We start from the raw sequence: 20,759 nt of genomic DNA, 5'->3' as shown, positions 1-20,759 counted from the left end.
GTTTCAAAAAAATATTATGCTCGCAAAATTTTTTATTACCAATCAAGACCCCAGCCTAATTGTCAGCGGCGTTTATGATCCAAGCTTAGTTGTACTTTCTATTGCTACCGCTATCTTTGCTGCATATTTTTCACTCCATATCATTGATTTAGCGAACAGAACTCACTTTAATTCATACCGAAAATTAGGCAGTGCAACCGGTGCTTTGGTTATGTCAGGCGGGATTTGGAGCATGCACTTTATTGGTATGTTAGCTTTTTCTTTGTGCACCAACGTTGAGTACGACCCAACTCTGACATTTTTTTCATTCATACCTGCATTTTTAGCCTGCTACACCGCTTTTTCATTTTTGAGACGCAAAGATTTAAAGCAAATTCCAAAAACAATTAAACTGCTAATTGCCTCTGTGTTGCTAGGGTCAGGTATAGGAACCATGCACTATTCAGGCATGGCTGCCATGCAAATGAGCCCTCTACTTCGCTACGATCCAGTTTGGTTTGCAGCATCAATTGTGGTGGCAATTGCTTTATCTTTTGTAGGCTTATATGCGCGCTTTCATCTTAGCGAACATTTTAAAAAGCTAACCATGCTACAAACCCGTGTCATTTGCGCCATTATTTTTGGCTTTGCCGTCGCAGGAATGCATTACATGGGCATGGCGGCAACACGCTTTGTAGCAACCTCACCTTTGTTATCCGAAAACGTGCAAACGTCGCAACTTACTTTTATCGCCATTAGCGTTTCATTTGCCACCGTATTATTAACCGCCCTGGTTGGGATTATTAATGGCATGGTGCGTTTTCGTTTATTACTTGCAGAAAAATCAGCAGAAGAGTCGCGTCTAGATGCCATTTTAGGCACTGCAATAGATGGCATCGTCACGATTAATATTCATGGCATTATTTTAAGCTTTAATAAATCAGCAGAAACTATTTTTGGTTGGCGCCAAGACGAAGTACTAGGCAAAAATGTAAAACTATTAATGAACGACGATATTGCTGCTCAGCACGATGATTATTTAGCTGATAGTAGCAGGCATGAAGTTAAAAAAGTCATTGGCGTTAACCGAAATGTCTATGCAAAACATAAAGATGGTCACTTATTCCCTATTCGCCTAGGACTTGGTGAAGTAAAACAGCCTAATGCAGAAACACTATTTGTTGGCTTCATAACCGATCTAACAGAGCAACGTGCACTGCAGCAAAGTCTTGAAGAAAAAGAGAAGCAATATCGTACGTTAATGAACAATACCCCCGGCGCTGTATTTCGTTGCTTGTTAGATGAACACTGGACGATGAAATTTATAAGCCCAAGTGTTGCTGACTTAACAGGATATAGCCCTGAAGAGTTTACCAATGGCACAGTTACATTTGCTCAAATCATTAATAATGATGATGTAGTGCATATTGATGAAGTTATTGAAAAAGCCATAGCAGAAAAAAACCAATATGCTGTTGAATACCGCATTCGCCACCGAAGTGGAAAAGTTGTGTGGGTTTTAGACCAAGGAACAATTAACGAAAATAGTGACTCTGACCAAAAGTGGATCGATGGTGTACTCATTGATATCACTACTCGTCACGAATATGAAGAGTCACTTAAACAAGCAAAACAAGAAGCTGAAGCTGCAGCACAAGCAAAACAATCATTTATGGCAAATATGAGTCATGAAATACGCACACCAATGAATGCAATAATTGGCTTTAGCGACATATTAATGGATAGCCCACTCAGTAAAGAGCAACAAAAGCATATTATTACAGTGAATAAATCAGCTCGCTCACTGCTGCATTTACTCAATGAAGTCCTTGATTCTGCAAAATTAGAAAAAGGCAAACTCGATATTCACGCTGAGCACTTTAACTTACAAGCGCTACTCGACAACATCGTATCGACCTTTTGGCTCGAAGCTAAGCGAAAAGATATCCTGCTTGATTTGATCATCGCTGATAATGTTGCGCCTATTTATATTGGCGATGAATCCCGAATTCGCCAAGTGATGAATAATCTCATTGGTAATGCCATTAAATTTACAGAACAAGGTTCTGTAACGATTACTGTAAGTCAAACTCCAGATCAGCAATTACTTTTTGAAGTGCAAGACAGTGGTATTGGCATAGCGAAGCACCGCTTAGATGCTATTTTCCAGCCATTTGAACAAGCTGACGGTACTATGACACGCCGCTTTGGTGGCACAGGTTTAGGCACCACTATTAGTAAACAGCTTGTTGAATTAATGGGCGGTTCAATTGATGCTAATAGTGAAGAAGGAAAAGGAAGTTGCTTTTACTTCACCCTTCCTTTGCAAGAGGGTGATATTAACAAAGTAGATGTATTTTCTTGTAATCAATTGAATTTACCAAAGCTTCAAATATTAGTGGTTGATGATATTGAGCAAAATATTGAGCTGCTCAATATTTTATTATCTCAAGCTGGGCACACAGTAGTTACCGCTCAGAATGGCCTTGAAGCCATTGCTGCATTTGAGCAACAAAACTTTGATGTGATTTTAATGGATATACATATGCCAGAATGTGACGGAATAACTGCCTGTAAGGAAATCCGTGAAATTGAAAAAGTCAGATGCTTAAAAATTACTCCTATCATCGCTTTAACGGCGAGTGTTTTACAACAAGATAAAATTACTACAAAGCAAGCCGGGATGAATGGTTTTGCAAATAAACCTGTTGATATTAACCAGCTGAACCATGAAATCGCGAAAGTGCTTGGTTTAGAAGTAAATAAAGTCACTAGTAATAAAATGCGTGATGAAAGAAAACACATCAACTACGACAAAGGTGTTTTGATGTGGGGAAGCAAAGAGAAGTTAAATATGGAAATTGGCTTATTCCTAAGCAATCATCAACAGAGCATTCTACGACTGAAGGATCAAAAACTCAGTGAAAACGAACAAAAATTAATTTTGCATACTCTTAAAGGAGTCGCAGGTAATTTAGCCCTGGCAAAATTATTATATTTGTTATCAAACGCTGAGAAAGAACGTGAAAAGGAAAGCTTCCCTTCACTCATTGCCGAATGCGAACAAGAATGGCAAACTCTAATTGCATTGCTTGCAGATCAGCAGCAGCCCAGTTCACAACAGCAACGTATACACGAAGTGTCATTGGACGCATTTATTAGCCAAATTGACACACTGCAAGAGCAAGCTGAGCATGCAGAAATAGACGATGATTTATTAAGCCTGGTGCAATCCCAAGCACCTACAACCTATAAAGAGCAGGTTGTTGAAATTTGTGCGCATTTTGAAAACTTTGACTTTGATGCAGCAAGTACCGCTTTATTAACTTTAAAGCATACAGTCCAAGCTGCTAAGGAACACCTATGACACAACTCTCAGAACGTGCAAAGATTTTGGTCGTCGATGATGAACCTGCAAATTTAAAAGTGATCCGTGAAGTACTTGCTAACGATTATCGCTTATCGTTTGCTAAATCTGGGGAACTTGCTCTTCAACTTATTGAGAATGAACCACCTAAGTTGATTTTGCTCGATATTATGATGCCCGATATGAGCGGCTTCGAAGTCTGTAAAGTGTTAAAAGCAAATTCTAAAACAGCGCATATTCCTGTTATCTTTGTTACGGCACTTTCACATGAACAAGATGAATCTGAAGGCTTTGCTCTTGGTGCAGTCGATTATATTACCAAACCAATTAGCCCCGCAATTGTCAGGGCTCGGGTTAAAAATCACTTATCCCTAGTGCAAGCTGAGCAACTGCAATTAGCTCATATTGATTTGATTCAACGTTTAGGTCGAGCTGCCGAATATAAAGACACTGACACCGGTGAGCATATCGCAAGAATGAGCCGCTACAGTAAAGTACTCGCCCTTGCCTATGGCATGAGTGAGTATGAAGCCGAGCAGCTTAAACAGGCTGCCCCAATGCATGATGTTGGTAAAATCGGTATTCCCGACGCCGTGCTTTTGAAACCTGGGCGCTTAAACGAAAACGAATACGAGCACATGAAACAACATGCTTTAATAGGTGCGAAGATTTTAGAAAACTCACCTTCGCCGCTATTACAATTAGCTCATAAGCTTGCCCTTGAACACCATGAAAAGTGGGATGGTACGGGTTATCCGTATGGCCTTAAAGGCGAAGAAATCAGTATTGAAGGACGTATTGTAGCTATTGCTGATGTATTTGATGCTTTAACCTCAAAACGCCCCTATAAAAAAGCCTGGTCGATTGAAGAAGCCCTCGACTTATTAAAAGATGAGGCAGGTAAGCATTTTGATCCGCAATTAGTTGATTTATTTATCGGCCAAATAGGCAGCATCATAGAAATCAAAAACACTTATACCAGCTAATGGCGAATTAAAGGCCTCATTTGAGGCCTTTTTTAATTGCTTCATAATCATGCGAAGTAATTTCATGGCTATTACCAGCACAATCTTTAAAATACATTGAGTAAGTAACACCATGGTCGGCAACAACAGTTTTAATATCAAATTGAGCTAAATGTTCAAGCCATTCTAGAAACTGTGCTGCATTTGCGCCAAAAGCAATCCCCTTGCTTCTACCCTCAGCTTCAAACAGTGCCAGACGAATCGTTTTTGCTTGATCTTCTAGGGTTAACGGACCTTTTCCTTCATCCCAAAAAGCAAGCTCAGGAACGACGGTAAAACCAAGTACCTGTTGATACCAGCCAACAGCTTTAGCTAAATCATCAACATTTAAGTGGCAATGGTCAACACCACATAAAGATGGAATAGCCATATTACTCGCCAATTTCTGTTTTTAACTGTTCTAAAAATTCGAGCATATAAGCTGTGCGTCTTTTGGCTTCATCTTTCGCTGATGGCGTGTTCATACTCTCGCTAATGTTTAACAGCTTAATGAAAAAATGATCGAGGGTGTATTTTGTATCATCGGGTTCGCGGTTTAAGCAAAATGGATCGTCTTTATGGTACAGATAGCGACCAATTGAGCCCCCTACCTTCATACAGCGGCTAACACCGATTGCACCTAATGCATCCATTCGATCTGCGTCTTGTACTATTTGCGCTTCGACACTTTCAACTTTGATATTGGCACTAAAGCTATGTGCCACAATAGCATGATGAATGGCACTGAAATACTGCTCTGGATAATTAATTGAGGCTAAAAAACTTAACGCCTTGTCTGCAGCCATGGTCGATGCTTTTGCCCGATCTGGGTGGTTTTTTGCAACCGCAACACAATCATGTAACCAAGCTGCAGGTAACACCACAGCCATGTTGGCCTGCTCTGCAATACATAACTGTTTAGCAACCCTAACTACTCGCTCAATATGGCTAATATCGTGTGCGACATCGGCATGAAGTAAAGACAAAATAAAGTCTCGACACTGAGTTTCTAAAACTGCAAAGTCTATTTCTGGCTGCATATACAGGCTATCACCATTAACTAATTGAAATTATGCTTACTTTAGCGTGGTTGCTGGATTTGTTCAAAACATTCATTGTATGTTTGTCAGCGCTTCATTAAACTATGCCCCCTTTTGTTTGACGCGAGAATCCCTATGTCATCTGCTATTTACCTGCAAGCTGGACGAGAAAAATCATTAAAAAGAAAACACCCGTGGGTGTTCTCAAAAGCCATTAAGAAAGTAAAGGGTAAGCCAGGACTAGGTGATACTGTCACTATCTATGATAATGACGGTAAATTTTTAGCCATTGCTGCTTACAGCCCGCAATCGCAAATTCGTGCTCGCGTATGGAGCTTTGATAAAAACGAAGTGATTGACCAAGCATTTTTTGAAAAGCGTTTACGCCGTGCTTATGATGCTCGACAGCAGGTGATCAGTGAAGGTGGTTTAACGGGTTTTCGTTTAAGTGCCGCTGAATCTGACTATTTACCAGGCATCACGATCGATAAATTTGACAATGTACTGGTTTGCCAACTCCTAAGTGCAGGCGCAGAGCGACATAAAGGTGAAATAGTCGCTGCACTTATGACTATTTTTCCTGGCTGCGATGTCTACGAACGCTCAGACGTTGATGTTCGTACTAAAGAAGGCCTTGAACCAATCAAAGGTATACTTTGGGGTAAAGAGCCAACTGGACCAGTACTAATCGAAGAAAATGGCTTAAAGCTTGAAGTAGACATTATTGAGGGCCATAAAACAGGTTTTTATTTAGACCAGCGTGACAGCCGCGCTGCGCTTGAACGCTTTGTGAAAGACAAAACAGTATTAAACTGCTTTAGCTACACAGGTACATTCTCACTCTATGCTTTGCGTGGCGGTTGTAAACACGTCACTAACGTCGATGTATCACAACCAGCGCTTGATACTGCTAAGCGTAATGTTGAGCATAATAACCTTGATTTATCTAAAGTTGATTTCGTCAAGCAAGATGTCTTTAAGCTGTTACGCCAATACCGTGATGAGGGTGTGCAATTTGATACTATTGTAATGGATCCACCTAAATTTGCTGATAATAAAGCACAATTGACCGGAGCATGCCGTGGTTATAAAGATATCAATATGATTGCGATGCAAATCTTAAAGCCTGGGGGAACCTTACTGACATTTTCATGTTCTGGGTTAATGGAACAAAATTTATTTCAGAAAGTGGTTGCGGATGCTGCCCTTGATGCAGGTAAAGACTTATTGATCATGGAGCGACTAAATCAAGCTGCCGACCACCCGATTGCTGGCAGCTACCCTGAAGGTTTTTATCTTAAAGGCCTAATCTGTAAAGTATACTAAGCAAAGAGATTAGTTAAAATTTACAATTTCTAAACCGGCACTCAAGGAGCCATCTTGCTCCTTGGTTGCTCGTATCACCCGTGCTGTAGCATCAAATGAGGTAATAGCGGTGCTAGTCGAAGCAATTAACACGCGATAAAGACGGCCTATTTCTAAAGCTTCATCAAGATGAATTGCAAGCCCTGTTGCACTTAAGTCAGTGCATATCGCCTCAATTTCTGCGCCATTAGCAACATCTAACGGGATAAGTTTTGCAGGGGTATGAATTTGCATGCGGCGAAAGTCGCGTTTCTCCTCATGAAACATATGGCCTCCTATACCAGTGTTTTTATTTTCTCTATTAATGTTTTAACAGAAAAAGGCTTCACTACATAGGCGTCGCACCCAGCATCAAACCCCGCTTTTTGTTCAAGCTCGGTTTCAAGGCCAGACACCATGACAACAGGGATTTGCTCTGTTTCTGGGGTGTTTTTTAGTAATCGGCAAGTATCATAACCATCTAAGCCCGGCATACAAACATCTAACAGTATAGCATCTGGCGGCTCAGCTATGGCTGACGTTAAACACGATGTGCCTGAGTTTGCATAGCTTAACGAAAACTCATCTCCAAGGCTTGCTTTGAGCATTTCAAAATTAAAATATTCATCATCAACGACCAAAATGCTTGGTCGCGGTCGATTTACCGCTCGCTCAGGAACTGAGATCGGTCTTTCCTTTTCAATGCCCACATAATCTCCTTTTAGCATTTGTGTTTGTAACTTAAAGCAAGGAAGCGCTTAGCTCACTGCTCATTCCTTAGTATTATAACTCACATTCTTTGATTGCGTTTAAAACACGTTTAGCAGATACAGGATAAGGCGTCCCTAGTGTTTGTGCAAATAAAGAAACACGTAACTCCTGTTGCATCCAAAATATCGCGCTTATTTCTTCGGGAATAGGCATACCCTTAGGAATTTTATTCGCTAACTTTTGATATTGCTCAGCCACTTTTTCAAGTTCAAGCACGCACAGCCTGTCACGATTAGGGTCGACTGGTAATTTTTCTAAGCGTCGTTCAATGGCTTTTAAGTAACGAATTAAATCCGTCATTTTTGCTGCACCATGCTGGCTGACAAAGCCTTTAAACACCAAGCTTTGTAACTGTGATTTAATATCACCGTGCGCCGTGATCATAGTTAAATCAACACGACCTTTCATACGTTTATTTAAGCCATGAGCTATACTCAGCACTTGCTCTACTTGGGTGGCAATCTCAACAACAGTATCACCGAGCTCTCCGCGAATTTGCTCCTTGGCTTTTTCAAATGCATCTGCAGTACGGATGTTGCCATATTTAGTTAATAGGCTATCCACTGCTGCGGCGATACAATCATTAATTAGGTCATTCACCTTACCAAAAGGGTTAAAGTACAAACCTAATTTAGATTTATTTGGTAAATTTTGCTGTAAATATTTAATCGGTGATGGCACATTTAATAATACTAAGCGACGTAAACCTTGTTGGTGCGCCTGCTGTGCTTTGTGTTCATTATCAAATAGCTCAACCGCTGCAGAATCTTTCTTATCCACGAGTGCTGGAAACGCTTTGATTTCGTATTGACCCTGCTTTTTCACATAAGAGCTTGGTAACTCACCAAAGCTCCACTCGGTCAAATCGGCTTTCTCTATGCCCTTGTCGGCTACTTTCGATAAGGTATCCGTTACCTTGCCTTGTAACTGGGCTTTCAGCTTTGCCAAGTTTAAACCACGAGCGAGTAACTTATTGTGTTCATCACGTACTTCAAACTGCAAGCGTAAATGCGGAGCAAGGGTTGATAAGTCCCACGCATCAGACTCCACACGAACCCCTGTCATACGTAACAAACGAGTGCTGATTGCATCAATTAGGCTGCCTTGCATAGGCTCAATTGCAGCGAGTACGGCGTCGGCGTAGTTTGGTGCAGGCACAAAGTTGCGACGAATTGTCTTTGGTAGCGACTTAATTAGCGCACAAATTAACTCATGTCTAAATGCTGGAATGTGCCAATCAAAGCCTGTTTCTTGTACTTGGTTTAGAAGCGCTACCGGAATTTGTACCGCAACACCATCGACTGCCTGACCCGGATCAAAATGATAAGCCAGAGGTAATAACAAGTTGTCCTGCTGCCAAGTATCAGGGTAGTCAAACTCAGTGACATGATCAGCACCATGCTGCATTAACTCTTCTCGAGACATGTGCAAAAAGCGCTTATCCTTTTGCTTTTGTGTCTTCCACCATTTATTAAATGCGGCACGATTATTTATATCTTGCGGAATTTTCTTGTCGTAGAATTCAAATAAGGTTTGTTCATCGACCAAGATATCACGCCGACGTGATTTATTTTCGAGTACCTGAATATCTTCAATTAACTCTTGATTATACTGTAAAAACCCTTCATTTTGACCCAGCTCTTGTTCTACTAAAGCGGTGCGAATAAACAACTCACGACTGACTTTAGGATCAATATTGCTATACACACAGCGGCGCTTATTAACAATTAACAGCCCATACAAGGTTTGCTGTTCAAACGCGATAACTGCACCAGGCTTTTTCTCCCAATGCGGTTCGCTGTAGCTGCGCTTAACTAGGTGTTGCGCAAAGCCTTCAACCCATTTCAAGTCTATACGCGCGTTGATTCGAGCATAAAGCTTGCTCGTTTCAACAAGCTCTGCCGACATAATCCATTTTGGGCTCTTTTTAAATAAGCCTGAGCCAGGGAAAATATGGAACTGGCTATTGCGTGCACCTTTATAAAGCTGTTTTTCATCCTTAAAACCAATATGGCTTAACATACCGCTTAATAAAGATTGATGGATTCGGTCACTATCAGCAACATTGGTGGTAGCCTTCATGCCCATTTCATTACAAACCGTCGATAGCTGATAGACTATATCTTGCCATTCACGGATGCGCATATAGGCTAAGAAGTCCTTTTGGCATAACTTTCTAAATTGGCTATTGCTCAATTCTGATTGCTGCTCTTCAAGGTAATTCCACAGATTTAGAAAAGCGATAAAGTCTGAATCTGGATCATCAAAACGACCATGTTTTTCGTCTGCTGCGCCACGTTTTTCTTGCGGTCGTTCTCTTGGATCTTGAATAGACAATGCCGCAACAATAATGATCACTTCACGCAGTGCACCTAAGCTATCAGCAGTTAGCACCATTTTCGCTAGACGTGGATCTACCGGTAATCGACTTAAGCTCCTACCTGACTTAGTCAGTTCGGTTTTCTTGTGACGTTTTGCAGGCTTAATGGCTTCGAGTTCTTCAAGCAACGTCAAACCATCGTTAATATTACGACTATCAGGCGCTTGCACAAACGGAAACTGCTGCATGTCGCCAAGTCCCAAACCGAGCATTTGCAAAATAACAGAGGCTAAGTTGGTGCGTAAAATTTCAGGATCAGTAAACTCTGGGCGCGAATTAAAGTCTTCTTCACTGTATAAGCGAATACAGATACCCGCTTCAATACGACCACAGCGGCCTTTTCGCTGATTGGCACTTGCCTGCGAAATTGGTTCGATCGGAAGCCGTTGTACCTTAGTACGATAGCTATAACGGCTAATGCGCGCAGTGCCTGGATCGATAACATAGCGAATACCTGGCACCGTTAATGACGTTTCAGCAACGTTGGTGGCTAAAATAATATGACGGCGGCTGTGCGGCGCAAAAATTCGGTTTTGTTCTGCGTTTGATAAACGCGAATAGAGCGGTAAAACATCCGTGCCTTTGAGGTTTCGCTTTGATAACGCATCAGCAGTATCGCGAATTTCTCGTTCACCATTCATGAAAATCAGAATATCGCCGGGGCCTTCATCGCAAAGCTCATCGACAGCATCAAAAATCCCCTGTAATTGGTCACCATCCGCTTCCATATCATCTTTGTTGATTTCAGTAGTTGGTCTATAGCGAACGTCTACTGGGAAAGTACGGCCTGATACTTCAATAATTGGCGCATTATCAAAATGTTTAGAAAAACGCTCAGGGTCAATCGTCGCTGAGGTGATGATAACTTTTAAGTCTGGTCGCTTTGGCAGTAAATTTTTTAAATAGCCTAAGATGAAATCGATATTCAGACTTCGTTCGTGGGCTTCATCGATGATAATAGTATCGTACTGATTTAGGTATCTGTCTTGTTGAATTTCAGCCAGCAAAATACCGTCTGTCATCAATTTAATGTAGCTATTGTCAGAGACTTGGTCGCTAAAGCGAATTTTAAAACCCACTTGTTGACCTAGCTCGCACTGCATTTCTTCTGCAATACGATTCGCTACACTGCGTGCAGCGAGTCGACGAGGCTGAGTGTGGCCAATGTATCCATCAACACCTCGGCCAAGCTCTAAACACATTTTTGGGATCTGCGTGGTTTTACCTGAGCCTGTTTCACCAGCAATGATCACGACTTGGTTATTGGCGATGGCCTGTTTAATGTCATCTTTCTTTTGGCTAACTGGTAGTTGCTCTGGGTAAGTCACTTTTGGCAAGGCAGCCAAACGTTGCTCGCGCAATTGCTGAGAACGGCTAATATCTTCTGCTATTTTTTGCGCTATGTTTGCTTGCTTAGTTTCATCGTTGATTTTTTTGATGCCATGAAGGCGTTTTTTGAAGATGAATTGATCTTTGCGTAAACACGTTTTTAATTCGCCGAACAGCGGACCTAGGTTAACCACCCGATACCCTTATATTTCTTAACCAATAGATTGATATTGTATCAAATAATCTATCAGGTGGTCATGGCTTTATTTATGCCAATTCGCTTAATTAAGTGAACCGTTTTGAGGCAATAAAATCTCGTTGATAACAAGGCAAAAATTTCGTTGTTTAATTGTTCTCGGCAATTGCTCCTGCATTGCTCTACTTCCTGCATCCATGCAGTCGTAAATAAGTAATATTTAACGCAATTAACGACAGATTTAATCCCTCAAAATGATTAAGGATTATTGCGAGTTGGCATCACCCTCTCTGTTGGGATTGGCATTGCACAAACGTTGATGTAATCAGGGCTTTCAACAAACCACGCTTCAACGCGATTTTTACGCGCTTCAATGAGGGCTATAAACGCATTTGAGTCTGTTTTCATGACCCGAAATTTACTGTTGTCTGTGTCTTTAATATCTGCTAATAGTTGCATATCTGTGATGGGGTTAAATGTCTGACCTTCAGTGGCTTTACGCTGTAAGAGATTAAAATGTTCCATCCCTTCTAAAACGCGACCAAATACAGTGATGTTACGGTCTAAATAGCGCTGGCTATTCCCTATGGTCACATAAAATTCGGTCCCACCTGAATTGATATCATTATCGCGAGCCATAGCAAAAACACCAGGGCAATGTACTTGCCATGTTTCAGTTTGGCTTTGGTTTTGTGCCACAGCAAAGCCGTTTAAAAAGCCCGTTTTAGCTGCATAACCATCAGGTCCTTTGAGCTCTGTAATCTTTAGAGGAGTCTCGGTACGTAAGTAAAACTCAGCGGGTAAGGCTTTTTTAGCATTTTTAACAGGTTTGCTTTCGCTGACATCGCCTCCTTGTGCTACAAATCCTTCAACAAAGCGATACACACTCAGGCCTTGATAAAACCCTTCTTTGGCAAGCTGTCGCATGTTGTTTGCGTGCGTAGGCGCCAATTTATCGTTTAGTTCAATATAAGCAGCACCCGTAGGTAGGGTTAGTTTAATGATGTTCTGGGCACTAACAGTTCGCCATTCACTATCGCTGGCAGTTTTAATGATTTCGCCAGCAGAACGTTTTTGACTGGTTTCTTTTCCATGAGTTGGTGCAATTAATACCGCACCAAGACACAAGGTTAATAGTCTTAATTTCATTGTTATTATCTTTTAAGTAGTTGACAATTCAGCCTATTAATTTATGCCCCAATAAGCAAGTAAAAGCGACTTATTAAGGCAATGCTCATTATTAATCCCAATCAAATTTATAGAGAATATCAACATTTTGATAAAGGCCACTGGTCACCTCAATGTACAATTGTGACAACAATTGATAGCGCACAGCAACTTCACTTAACGAATCAAAAATACCAACACTGTATTTGACTTGAATGCCCGGTGTAAGATAGCCAGATATCTCAACTTTTGTATCGTCACCACTACCACTCGAACTTAAGCTTACATCTGACAAACCAAAACTTTCGCCTATCTTAGACACCACCCCCTCACTGCGGTTTACACCTTGGGCAAGCAATAATTGTGTTAACATGGCATCGGTCGAGCTGTCACCTTCATCAAGAGGTTGTCCATTTAGCAAATAAGCCAGGGCTTGACCCTGATCCATCGCTGGCTCTGAAAATACTTTTAACGAAGGCTGTTCAACATTACCTGTTAAGGTGATCCCTGCCACAACACCATTTGAGGTGTTATCAGGGTTACGAATCGCTTTGATATTTAAGTAAGGTTTATCAATTGAGCCACTAAACCCCACCTGACCAGTACGGATTTGCAAGTCTTGTCCAAATGCACGGTATGTACCGTCTACTAGGTTCAATTCACCCGTTGCTATCATAGGAGTGACTTGGTCCATACTTATATTTAAATCACCTTCAACTTTTGACTTAAGGCCAAAAGAATCTATTCGTACATCATTCTCAACCAATACTTTTAAATTTATCGCATAGTCAAATGGCACTTTCTCAGATTGTTGCTGCTCAATATCAACAATCACTTCATCATCGCTGACTTGTACTGCGCCCTCTGGTAGCTCTTCAATAGCAATTCGGCCCCATGGCACCACGACTTGGCCATCGAGATTAAACGCATTATTCTTCAATGACATAGTTAAATCTGGTGATACTTTAAAGGTAACATCTTGCTGGGCACGCACAAAAAACTCTTTACCGTTCAATTTCACGTCAACGTCTGGTAAATCTTGCTGCCAATCGACACCGCCAGATAAGTTAAGTGCGCCCCCTTCAGTGTCTTTCAGCTCACCCGTGAGCTTTGCACTTTGGTTATTAAAGGCAATGTTTACATATGAATTTTGCAGCGATACGGGCAATGTTGCCCCTTCTAGATTGATTTTTTCAACATCAAATTCACCATTGAGTAATGGCTCTTTCAAGGTGCCTGCGATTGCTAAACGGCCTTTAATATCGCCTGTTAATTGTTCAAGTGATGCAATAAAGGGTCTTAAGTTTGTTAACTCAATTTTCTCAATAACCAAGTCGCCCGCTAAGGTCTGTTTATTTTGTATATCATCAATGTTGAGCTGTGAAGTCACTTTACCTAATACGGATGAATCAAGGGTGGCATTAAGTTTACCAACTTGCGCATCACTCATTGCCGAGATATCTAAAACCTCTACCGGTAATTTATAGACATTTGCACCATCAATTAAGGATGCTTCTAGCTGCTGTGTTTTGATATTGGCACGAATCGTTTTCAATGCGCCATTATTCCAATTAGCAACAAACTCCCCGTTTGCATTGCCAATTACTTTCAAATTATCTGGTAAGAAGTGTTTAAATTCAGCAATAGATAACGCAGCAAGCTTTGCATTCAACTGACCTAATTGTTTAGTTTGCTGCAAGGTCTCAAAACATAGTTTTGAGTTATCGCTTTGCCAGCAGTGAGCGGCTACATTAAAGTCAAAGGTTTTGGTATTTAGTTGAATATTAACCGGCTTATTAGTACCAAAGCGCACCTGATTATCGGTTACAAGAATTTGACTTAACGCACCTTGCCAGATTTCTTTATTAAATTTACCGTCAACATCAAATGATGCTTTCCCTTGATCTGCATCGAGTAAAAAAGCTAAATGGTGATCAGTTTTATCTCCACTGGCATCTAACTCAATTTGATTAATTTTATGTTCGCCTACACTTGCAGAATCAAGAATAAGTGACAGGTCAGTTTGCCAGTCTGCGGCATAATCGAATTGCCCTTTTAATGTTAAACCATCGACCTGGATATCTTGATAACTCAACGTATGAAGTACCATATTTAAATCAACCGTTGGCGCGAGTCGCTTTCCACGTAAAGTCAAATCAGCAAATCCCTTACCTTGCATAGGCAAGATATCTTGACCACTTGCATCTAAACGCATTTTACCTTCGACGCGCCATACATCATCTACCTGACCTGATAAGGCAATTTCATTTTTACCACTTTTCACTTCAAGCTTTTTAAAACTCGCATGTAAGCTGCTATCAAGTTCAAAATCCGAAAGTAAGGTCACAGGAACTTCATTTATTGAGCCATTTAATTGCGTGTTATCTAACGCAAGCTGCCATTCACTTGCCTGTAAATTGAATGAACCATTAAACTCACCGGATAAGTCACTGCTCAGTGCATCCGTTAAGTATTGTGCTTTTAAGTGACTCAAAGTTCCTTTAAATTGACTTTTTACCCCATTTGACCAATCAACCGAAGCGGTTACTACTGCGTTACTGTCATTCGCATTAAGGTTTAATTGCTTCAGTTTTGCACTTGTTAAGCTACCCTGTAGTTGCGATTTCACAGTCATTGCCGGTAACGCGTCTAACTGTGTGACTAAGCTCAAATCGACTTCATAAGCATCGGCGTGGCCTTTGGCTTGTAAATCAAAGTCAGTTAATTGCAGGTTTTGTGTATTAGTTTCAATTTGCCACTTTTCTATCTGGCCTGTTAAATCAAATGGAAAATTTGTTTCTCTTAAATTCACAGTCCCTTTTAGCTTTGCTGGGTATGTCCCCTGAGTTACTAAATCTAACTTTAAATTAGCAAGTGGGCCTAAAACAGTTAAATTAGCTTGATGCTCAGTGTTACCTACCGACAGCGAGCCACTAACAGTATTATCACCAGAGAGTTCAGCCGTTAGCTTGGTTTGTAATTGCCATTGCTGATAGCGTGCAGCAAGTTTTTCAAGGTGAATATCACTGCCATTAACTGAAGCGACCAATTCAATATTTTCAACCAGCTGAGCCTCTTCTACCCCAGAAGGTGTAATAGCAACCTTGCTGATTCGAAATTGATTAACTTGGAGGTTAACCGGGAGCGTAGTATCGATTTCTGGTAGTGCCGGTACCTCCTTTAGTGGAGTCGACTTAGGCTGCTCTTTAGTTTCATGCAATAACACCTCTATGTCAGCAATATTCAATGAATTCACTGTGACGTCTGATGCTTCGGCGCGCCCCTCAAGGCTTAATTTATTTACTGTTACGTCGGCACTGGCATGCACTAAACTAAACCGATTAATTGCAACTCGGTTTAGAGTGATTTTTATTGGTAAGCTAATTTGTGTGGCTTGTTCTACTTCTTGCTCTGATTCATTACGAGGTTCAGTTGATGAAGCTTGCTTTTTAATATTTAAATCAATCGACTGGGCGCTTAAATTTTCAATACAAATACCATCACAACGCCACCAGAACAAATCAACTTTTAGTTGCTTTGCATCAAGCATGGTACCTTGGTTTTCAAAGAAAACATCAAACGCATCGTTATATAAAAAACGCCCTGATGGCAACTTAATTGTTAAGCCATCAACTAGCTTATTAGCAGAGTATGCAATAAAGTGATTACCGGGTGCTGTGAACAACAAACAAAACACAATGACTGCCAAACTTGTCAATGTAATTGATAGAACCTTGGTTATCTTTTTTAACATCTTCATTAGATTTCAGGCCCTATGGTAATACTTAGTCGAGTGCTTTTACTTTCTTTTGTCAGACCCCAAGCATGGTCGATACGCACAGGACCAACCGGTGTTAAATACCTAAAACCAAAACCAGCCCCAACTTCTACACGATCAGTAAAATCATTTGTCGCGGTACCACTATCAACAAATAAGGCTGCTCGCCAATGCTCGGCAAATTGGTAGTTATATTCAACGGTTCCGCTCATTAAATATTTACCACCTATCAAACGTCCTTTTTCATCTTCAGGCGAAATAGATTCATAAGCAAAACCACGCACACTTTGGTCACCACCCGCATAAAAGCGCAAAGATAGAGGAACTTCATTGATATTATCGACCAGCATTGCGCCTAGGTTGGCTCTTAAAAACAGCATATGGCGATCTGCAAACGTGGTTAACCAAGCATTTTGCAGTTGTAATCGCAAAATGTTAGTTGAAGACATCATATCTTTTAAACCAAATTCGGCTGACATCATCCATTGATAGCCTTTATATGGCGTTGTGCCTCCTTCAGTGTCTTTCTTGGCATAACTGATGCCAGGCATTAACATTTTTGCACTTTGCTCTTCATCACCAATACGGTAAGTTTCATAGTCACGCCTTAAAAATGCAGTGCGTACCCAATCGTCGTCTGTTAGCCATTGGCGCTGTAATTGGCCTGTAAATATGCGGCTATATAAATCATTGGTTAATTCGTCTTCTAGTTTGTAGCCTAAAGAAAAACGCCATAAATCATCGTTAGGGTCATCTACAGGTACCGTATAGCCGAGAGAGATATCTTGCTGACGTTCTGATACATTCAGATTGCTCTCTAAGTAATGACCATCTTCAGTGATCCAGGGTTTTGTCCATTTAAAGCGAACTTTTGGCCCAAGGTCGGTGCTATAACCGCCACCCACTTCGAAGCTATTTGCAGGTTTATGTAACACATCAACATTAATTGGCACTTGATTATTTTTACGTTTAGCAATGTCAGCATAAACACGCACACTCGCAAAATAAGGCGTGCTCGACAATGCTAAATTGTAATCAGAAATCTCAGTCGCTTTATAAGGCTGGCCTTGTTTAAACTCCGCTAGTGAGCGAATATATTTTTCAGCGGGAGTCTCACTGCCGATTGTGATATCACCAAACTGGTACCGAGGCCCAGTATCGACATTAAAAATGACTCTCGCGTTATTATTTTTCAAAGACACCGCTAATTTATGCTCATGCCATTTTGCATCAAAGTAACCTAACTCTAATAGTTGGCTTTCAATGCGTTTTCTAGCGGCCTCATATTTACCGTGATTTAAAAAATCACCCTGTTTTATTTTGATGCTGTTGACTACAGACATGAATTCAGCGTCATCTTTACCTGAACCAGTGATAGTCACTTTGATATCTGCAACTCGTGTAACAGGGCCGCGTTCAACATTAACTATCAAAAGCTGCTCTGCGTTATCGAAGCTAATTTTAATGGTAGGTTTATAGTAACCAAGAGCTTTTAAACTCATTTCAACTTGGCTTTTAGCATGACGCTTTAGAGCCTTAGAGTTTTTTTCATCGACAAGTTGTTTAATGTAAAGCTCAACGTTCCCCTCAAGCTCGCCACTAATCCCTTGTATTTTATAATCTTTAATAATCCCTTCCGTACCAATTGAGTACTGGCTATACGAAGAACAGAAAAGCAAAAAGACAAAATAGAGATGCCGAGTATACAAAAATTATCCTTACTTTTTTGGAAGAGTCATAATCTAAAATGAGTACAAAATGATATTAACACAGCGTTATAGCCACTGACATAATTGAAATGTTAAAATTAGTACGCGTTAAACTTTTATTTTCGCTACAATAGCGGATAATACCTAGATTTATAATGAACGAGCGACTAAATGCACTTCCCTGATGACGAAAACGGTCAATTATTAGCTGAAATTGCTGAAGCTGGTGTCGACTTAACCAGTATGCAAACCATCGATTTCTATATTCTTTTTGAACAAAAACCAGAAGCAGAAAAATTTTCAAAAGTAATTGAAAGTGATGAGCTTGCACCTTCTACGGAATTAAACAAATGCCCTGATACAGGGGTGTGGGAAGTAATTACTCGTGTGAAAATGGTGCCAGATCACACTTTACTTAGCCAAACAGAGCAATACTTAGAGAGCATCGCAAATGGTCACAATGGATATGGTGACGGCTGGGGTTTAATGGTCGAAGAAAAATAGGTCTGCCCCAATTTCGTAAAGCGAATCAACTCAATTGATTCGCTTTACGGAAACTCCCCTGATAATCAAATAGCTTTTCAGCCACTTTCCAACCGTATTTTTTATTTTTACGGGCAATCACAAAGTCTGGTGCAAGTAGTTGCTTCTGTAATTCAACAACTTGTTCTGCGCTTTGCCATTCAACGGGACTGTAACCGGGTGCCGCTCGTTTGCCAAATTGCTTATTAAAGATAAACCGCCCCGTATCGTTGGTTAAATTAAATACTTCATCACAACTTGCACCGTCTTCATCAAAGTAACTAATTTTAAGTAAACCTTTAGCAAGCAACTGTGCCGACAAACCACTACACCTTAATACCAAAGCATCTTTTAGATTAAGCGCTTCTCTTAGTTTATCATCAGGATCTGCCATCATAGCACCACATGACTGACACTGCCTTGCTGCTATGTCATTTTGTTCACCACAGTGCTCACATTCTTTAAAACGAAAACGATAATCGCACTGTACTTGCACTTCACCATTTTCCAGCAACCCTTGGCAACGCCTGCCAAAGTGCTCAACAACTTTACCTTCGCTATCAGTTTTACCCCAAAAAATATTCGCAAACCCACAACCAGGGCAAAGTACTTGTACTGGCTCATTATCACTTTGTGCTTTGATACTACCTACCTCAGGATAAAACAAATCAAAGCCATTACCAGCATAGTCAATAACTAAGCAATCTTCTTTACCTTCGCTTAAACGAAGTCCCCTACCTACAATTTGTTGGTATAAACTCACCGATTCTGTAGGCCTTAAAATTGCGATGTAATCAACATGAGGGGCATCAAAGCCTGTCGTAAGTACTGATACATTGACTAAATACTTTATTTTTTTTGCTTTAAATTGATTAATAATCCTATCGCGTTCTTGATTATCGGTATCACCAGTAATCAGTGCAGTATTATGCTCAGGTAAGTAGCCTGTTATTTCTTTGGCGTGCATCACAGTTGCAGCAAAGATCATTACACCATGACGCTGCTCACTATATTCTATTACTTGGTTGATAATAGCTTTTGTCGCGCGAGTGTTATCTTTCAATAACGCATTCATATTCTCGACACTGTAACGACCAAATGAATCACTCGGCAGTGATGAAAAGTCATAATGACTAATCGCAGCATCCACCTCGTGAGGCGGCGTTAAATAGCCATTTTTGATCATATATCGCAGTGGTAACTCAAAAATACACTTTTTAAATGGCGCATCGCTATCACCTCTAACAAAGCCATGATAGTGATGATGATAAACCCACCCCATGCCCATTCGAAATGGAGTCGCGGTTAGTCCAAGTACTTTAAGACTAGGATTTTGTTTTTTTAGACTCGCTATCACCCGTCCGTATTGGCTTTTTTCATCACCGCTTACACGGTGGCATTCATCAATGATCAATAATGAATAGGCGTCGGTTAGCTGTTTTGTATTTCGCGCCAGTGACTGCACACTTGCAAAGGTGACTTGTTCAGTTAAAGACTTTTGCTTTAAACCCGCTGAAAATATGCTGGCCTTAAAACCAAAGCTGGTGTATTTCTCAGCGTTTTGCTCTACCAACTCTTTAACATGAGCAAGCACCATAATTTTTTGTTTGGCAATACGCGCAAGTTCAGCAATAACAAGACTCTTACCTGCACCTGTTGGTAACACAATAAGTGCTGCATCATCAGTTTGTCGAAAGTGAGCAACTGTGCGTGCTACGGCCTCTTGTTGATAGGGTCTGAGTACGTACTTCATTTTATCTGACTATTATCGACATAAAAAAAGGGAAGCATACGCTTCCCTTCCTATTCTTTAAAGCAAAAATTAAGCGAGGTGTTTTGTTAGATCTACACCTTGGAAAGCTTTAGGACGTTTACCACGGCCTGTCCATTCAACAATTTCACCATTAAATTCGATGCGATATTTTGGTTTTACTTTAGTACGCTTATCAGTTGTTGCTACATCCTGTAGATCTTCTAATGTAAGTCCTTTTTCTTTTAGTAGATCGAGTACTTCTTTTTTAGCTTCTTGCTGTTGAGTATATTTCTCGATTGCTGTGTCAATTAGCTGTTTTGCTTTTTCTAATTCAGATAATGACGCAGATTTCACAAAAGATCGGATTTCTTTCATTGAGAGCTCTCTTAAGTATTAAAAGTTAAGTTAAAAGTTTAACAG

14 protein-coding genes are annotated in these 20,759 nt (G+C 40.6%); 4 read left to right on the top strand and 10 right to left on the bottom strand.

The window, feature by feature from the left end; genetic code table 11:
* The first annotated feature begins 16 nt into the window (after positions 1–16).
* Both HYD28_08755 and HYD28_08750 read left to right on the top strand, forming a co-directional pair.
* The gene (locus tag HYD28_08755; protein ID QLE09046.1) at positions 17–3,346 is read left to right on the top strand and encodes a PAS domain S-box protein; all 3,330 of its coding nucleotides are present in this window, start codon (positions 17–19) and stop codon (positions 3,344–3,346) included.
* Positions 3,343–4,332, top strand: a complete 990-nt coding sequence (locus tag HYD28_08750) for a two-component system response regulator (GenBank protein ID QLE09045.1) — start codon at positions 3,343–3,345, stop codon at positions 4,330–4,332. The genes HYD28_08755 and HYD28_08750 overlap by 4 nt, the downstream gene beginning before the upstream one ends.
* A 16-nt stretch (positions 4,333–4,348) precedes the next feature.
* Here HYD28_08750 and HYD28_08745 read toward each other — a convergent pair whose 3' ends face one another.
* The gene (locus HYD28_08745; GenBank protein QLE09044.1) at positions 4,349–4,741 is read right to left on the bottom strand and encodes a VOC family protein; all 393 of its coding nucleotides are present in this window, start codon (positions 4,739–4,741) and stop codon (positions 4,349–4,351) included.
* Between the two features lies 1 nt (position 4,742).
* The gene (locus HYD28_08740) at positions 4,743–5,390 is read right to left on the bottom strand and encodes an HD domain-containing protein (protein QLE09043.1); all 648 of its coding nucleotides are present in this window, start codon (positions 5,388–5,390) and stop codon (positions 4,743–4,745) included.
* A 135-nt stretch (positions 5,391–5,525) separates the two neighbouring features.
* Here HYD28_08740 and HYD28_08735 point away from each other — a divergent pair, with 135 nt between their 5' ends.
* On the top strand, positions 5,526–6,716 hold the full coding sequence (locus HYD28_08735; GenBank protein QLE09042.1) for a class I SAM-dependent methyltransferase: 1,191 nt from the start codon (positions 5,526–5,528) through the stop codon (positions 6,714–6,716).
* Between the two features lie 9 nt (positions 6,717–6,725).
* Here HYD28_08735 and HYD28_08730 read toward each other — a convergent pair whose 3' ends face one another.
* The 6 genes from HYD28_08730 to HYD28_08705 all read right to left on the bottom strand — a co-directional run bounded on the left by HYD28_08730 (position 6,726) and on the right by HYD28_08705 (position 18,064).
* Positions 6,726–7,022 (bottom strand): PilZ domain-containing protein, encoded by a 297-nt coding sequence (locus HYD28_08730; protein QLE09041.1) that lies wholly within the window; start codon positions 7,020–7,022, stop codon positions 6,726–6,728.
* 8 nt (positions 7,023–7,030) lie between these two features.
* The gene (locus HYD28_08725) at positions 7,031–7,462 is read right to left on the bottom strand and encodes a response regulator (GenBank protein ID QLE09040.1); all 432 of its coding nucleotides are present in this window, start codon (positions 7,460–7,462) and stop codon (positions 7,031–7,033) included.
* Between the two features lie 55 nt (positions 7,463–7,517).
* Positions 7,518–11,408, bottom strand: a complete 3,891-nt coding sequence (gene hrpA, locus HYD28_08720; protein QLE09039.1) for an ATP-dependent RNA helicase HrpA — start codon at positions 11,406–11,408, stop codon at positions 7,518–7,520.
* Between the two features lie 260 nt (positions 11,409–11,668).
* Positions 11,669–12,559, bottom strand: coding sequence for a peptidylprolyl isomerase (locus tag HYD28_08715; GenBank protein ID QLE09038.1), 891 nt, complete (start codon positions 12,557–12,559; stop codon positions 11,669–11,671).
* 91 nt (positions 12,560–12,650) lie between these two features.
* Positions 12,651–16,337 carry a translocation/assembly module TamB gene (locus tag HYD28_08710; GenBank protein ID QLE09037.1) on the bottom strand — a complete coding sequence of 1,229 codons (3,687 nt, stop codon included), beginning with the start codon at positions 16,335–16,337 and terminating at the stop codon, positions 12,651–12,653.
* A complete protein-coding gene (locus HYD28_08705; GenBank protein ID QLE09036.1) occupies positions 16,337–18,064 on the bottom strand; it encodes an outer membrane protein assembly factor in 1,728 nt (575 codons plus the stop codon). The genes HYD28_08710 and HYD28_08705 overlap by 1 nt, the downstream gene beginning before the upstream one ends.
* Positions 18,065–18,235: 171 nt before the next feature.
* Here HYD28_08705 and HYD28_08700 point away from each other — a divergent pair, with 171 nt between their 5' ends.
* Positions 18,236–18,568 carry a ribonuclease E inhibitor RraB gene (locus tag HYD28_08700; GenBank protein QLE09035.1) on the top strand — a complete coding sequence of 111 codons (333 nt, stop codon included), beginning with the start codon at positions 18,236–18,238 and terminating at the stop codon, positions 18,566–18,568.
* Between the two features lie 25 nt (positions 18,569–18,593).
* On the opposite strand, the gene HYD28_08695 is transcribed toward HYD28_08700, so the two are convergent.
* Both HYD28_08695 and HYD28_08690 read right to left on the bottom strand, forming a co-directional pair.
* A complete protein-coding gene (locus HYD28_08695; protein QLE09034.1) occupies positions 18,594–20,339 on the bottom strand; it encodes a DEAD/DEAH box helicase in 1,746 nt (581 codons plus the stop codon).
* A gap of 69 nt (positions 20,340–20,408) precedes the next feature.
* Entirely contained in the window at positions 20,409–20,714 is a 306-nt protein-coding gene (locus HYD28_08690) for an H-NS histone family protein (protein QLE09033.1), read from the bottom strand.
* Positions 20,715–20,759: the final 45 nt, after the last annotated feature.

Source organism: Pseudoalteromonas shioyasakiensis (genome assembly GCA_013391845.1).
In the GTDB taxonomy this organism is placed as follows: Bacteria; Pseudomonadota; Gammaproteobacteria; order Enterobacterales; family Alteromonadaceae; genus Pseudoalteromonas; species Pseudoalteromonas apostichopi.
The sequence above is the reverse complement of the archived record's forward strand: the minus strand, read 5'-3'. Positions and strand labels throughout refer to the sequence as shown.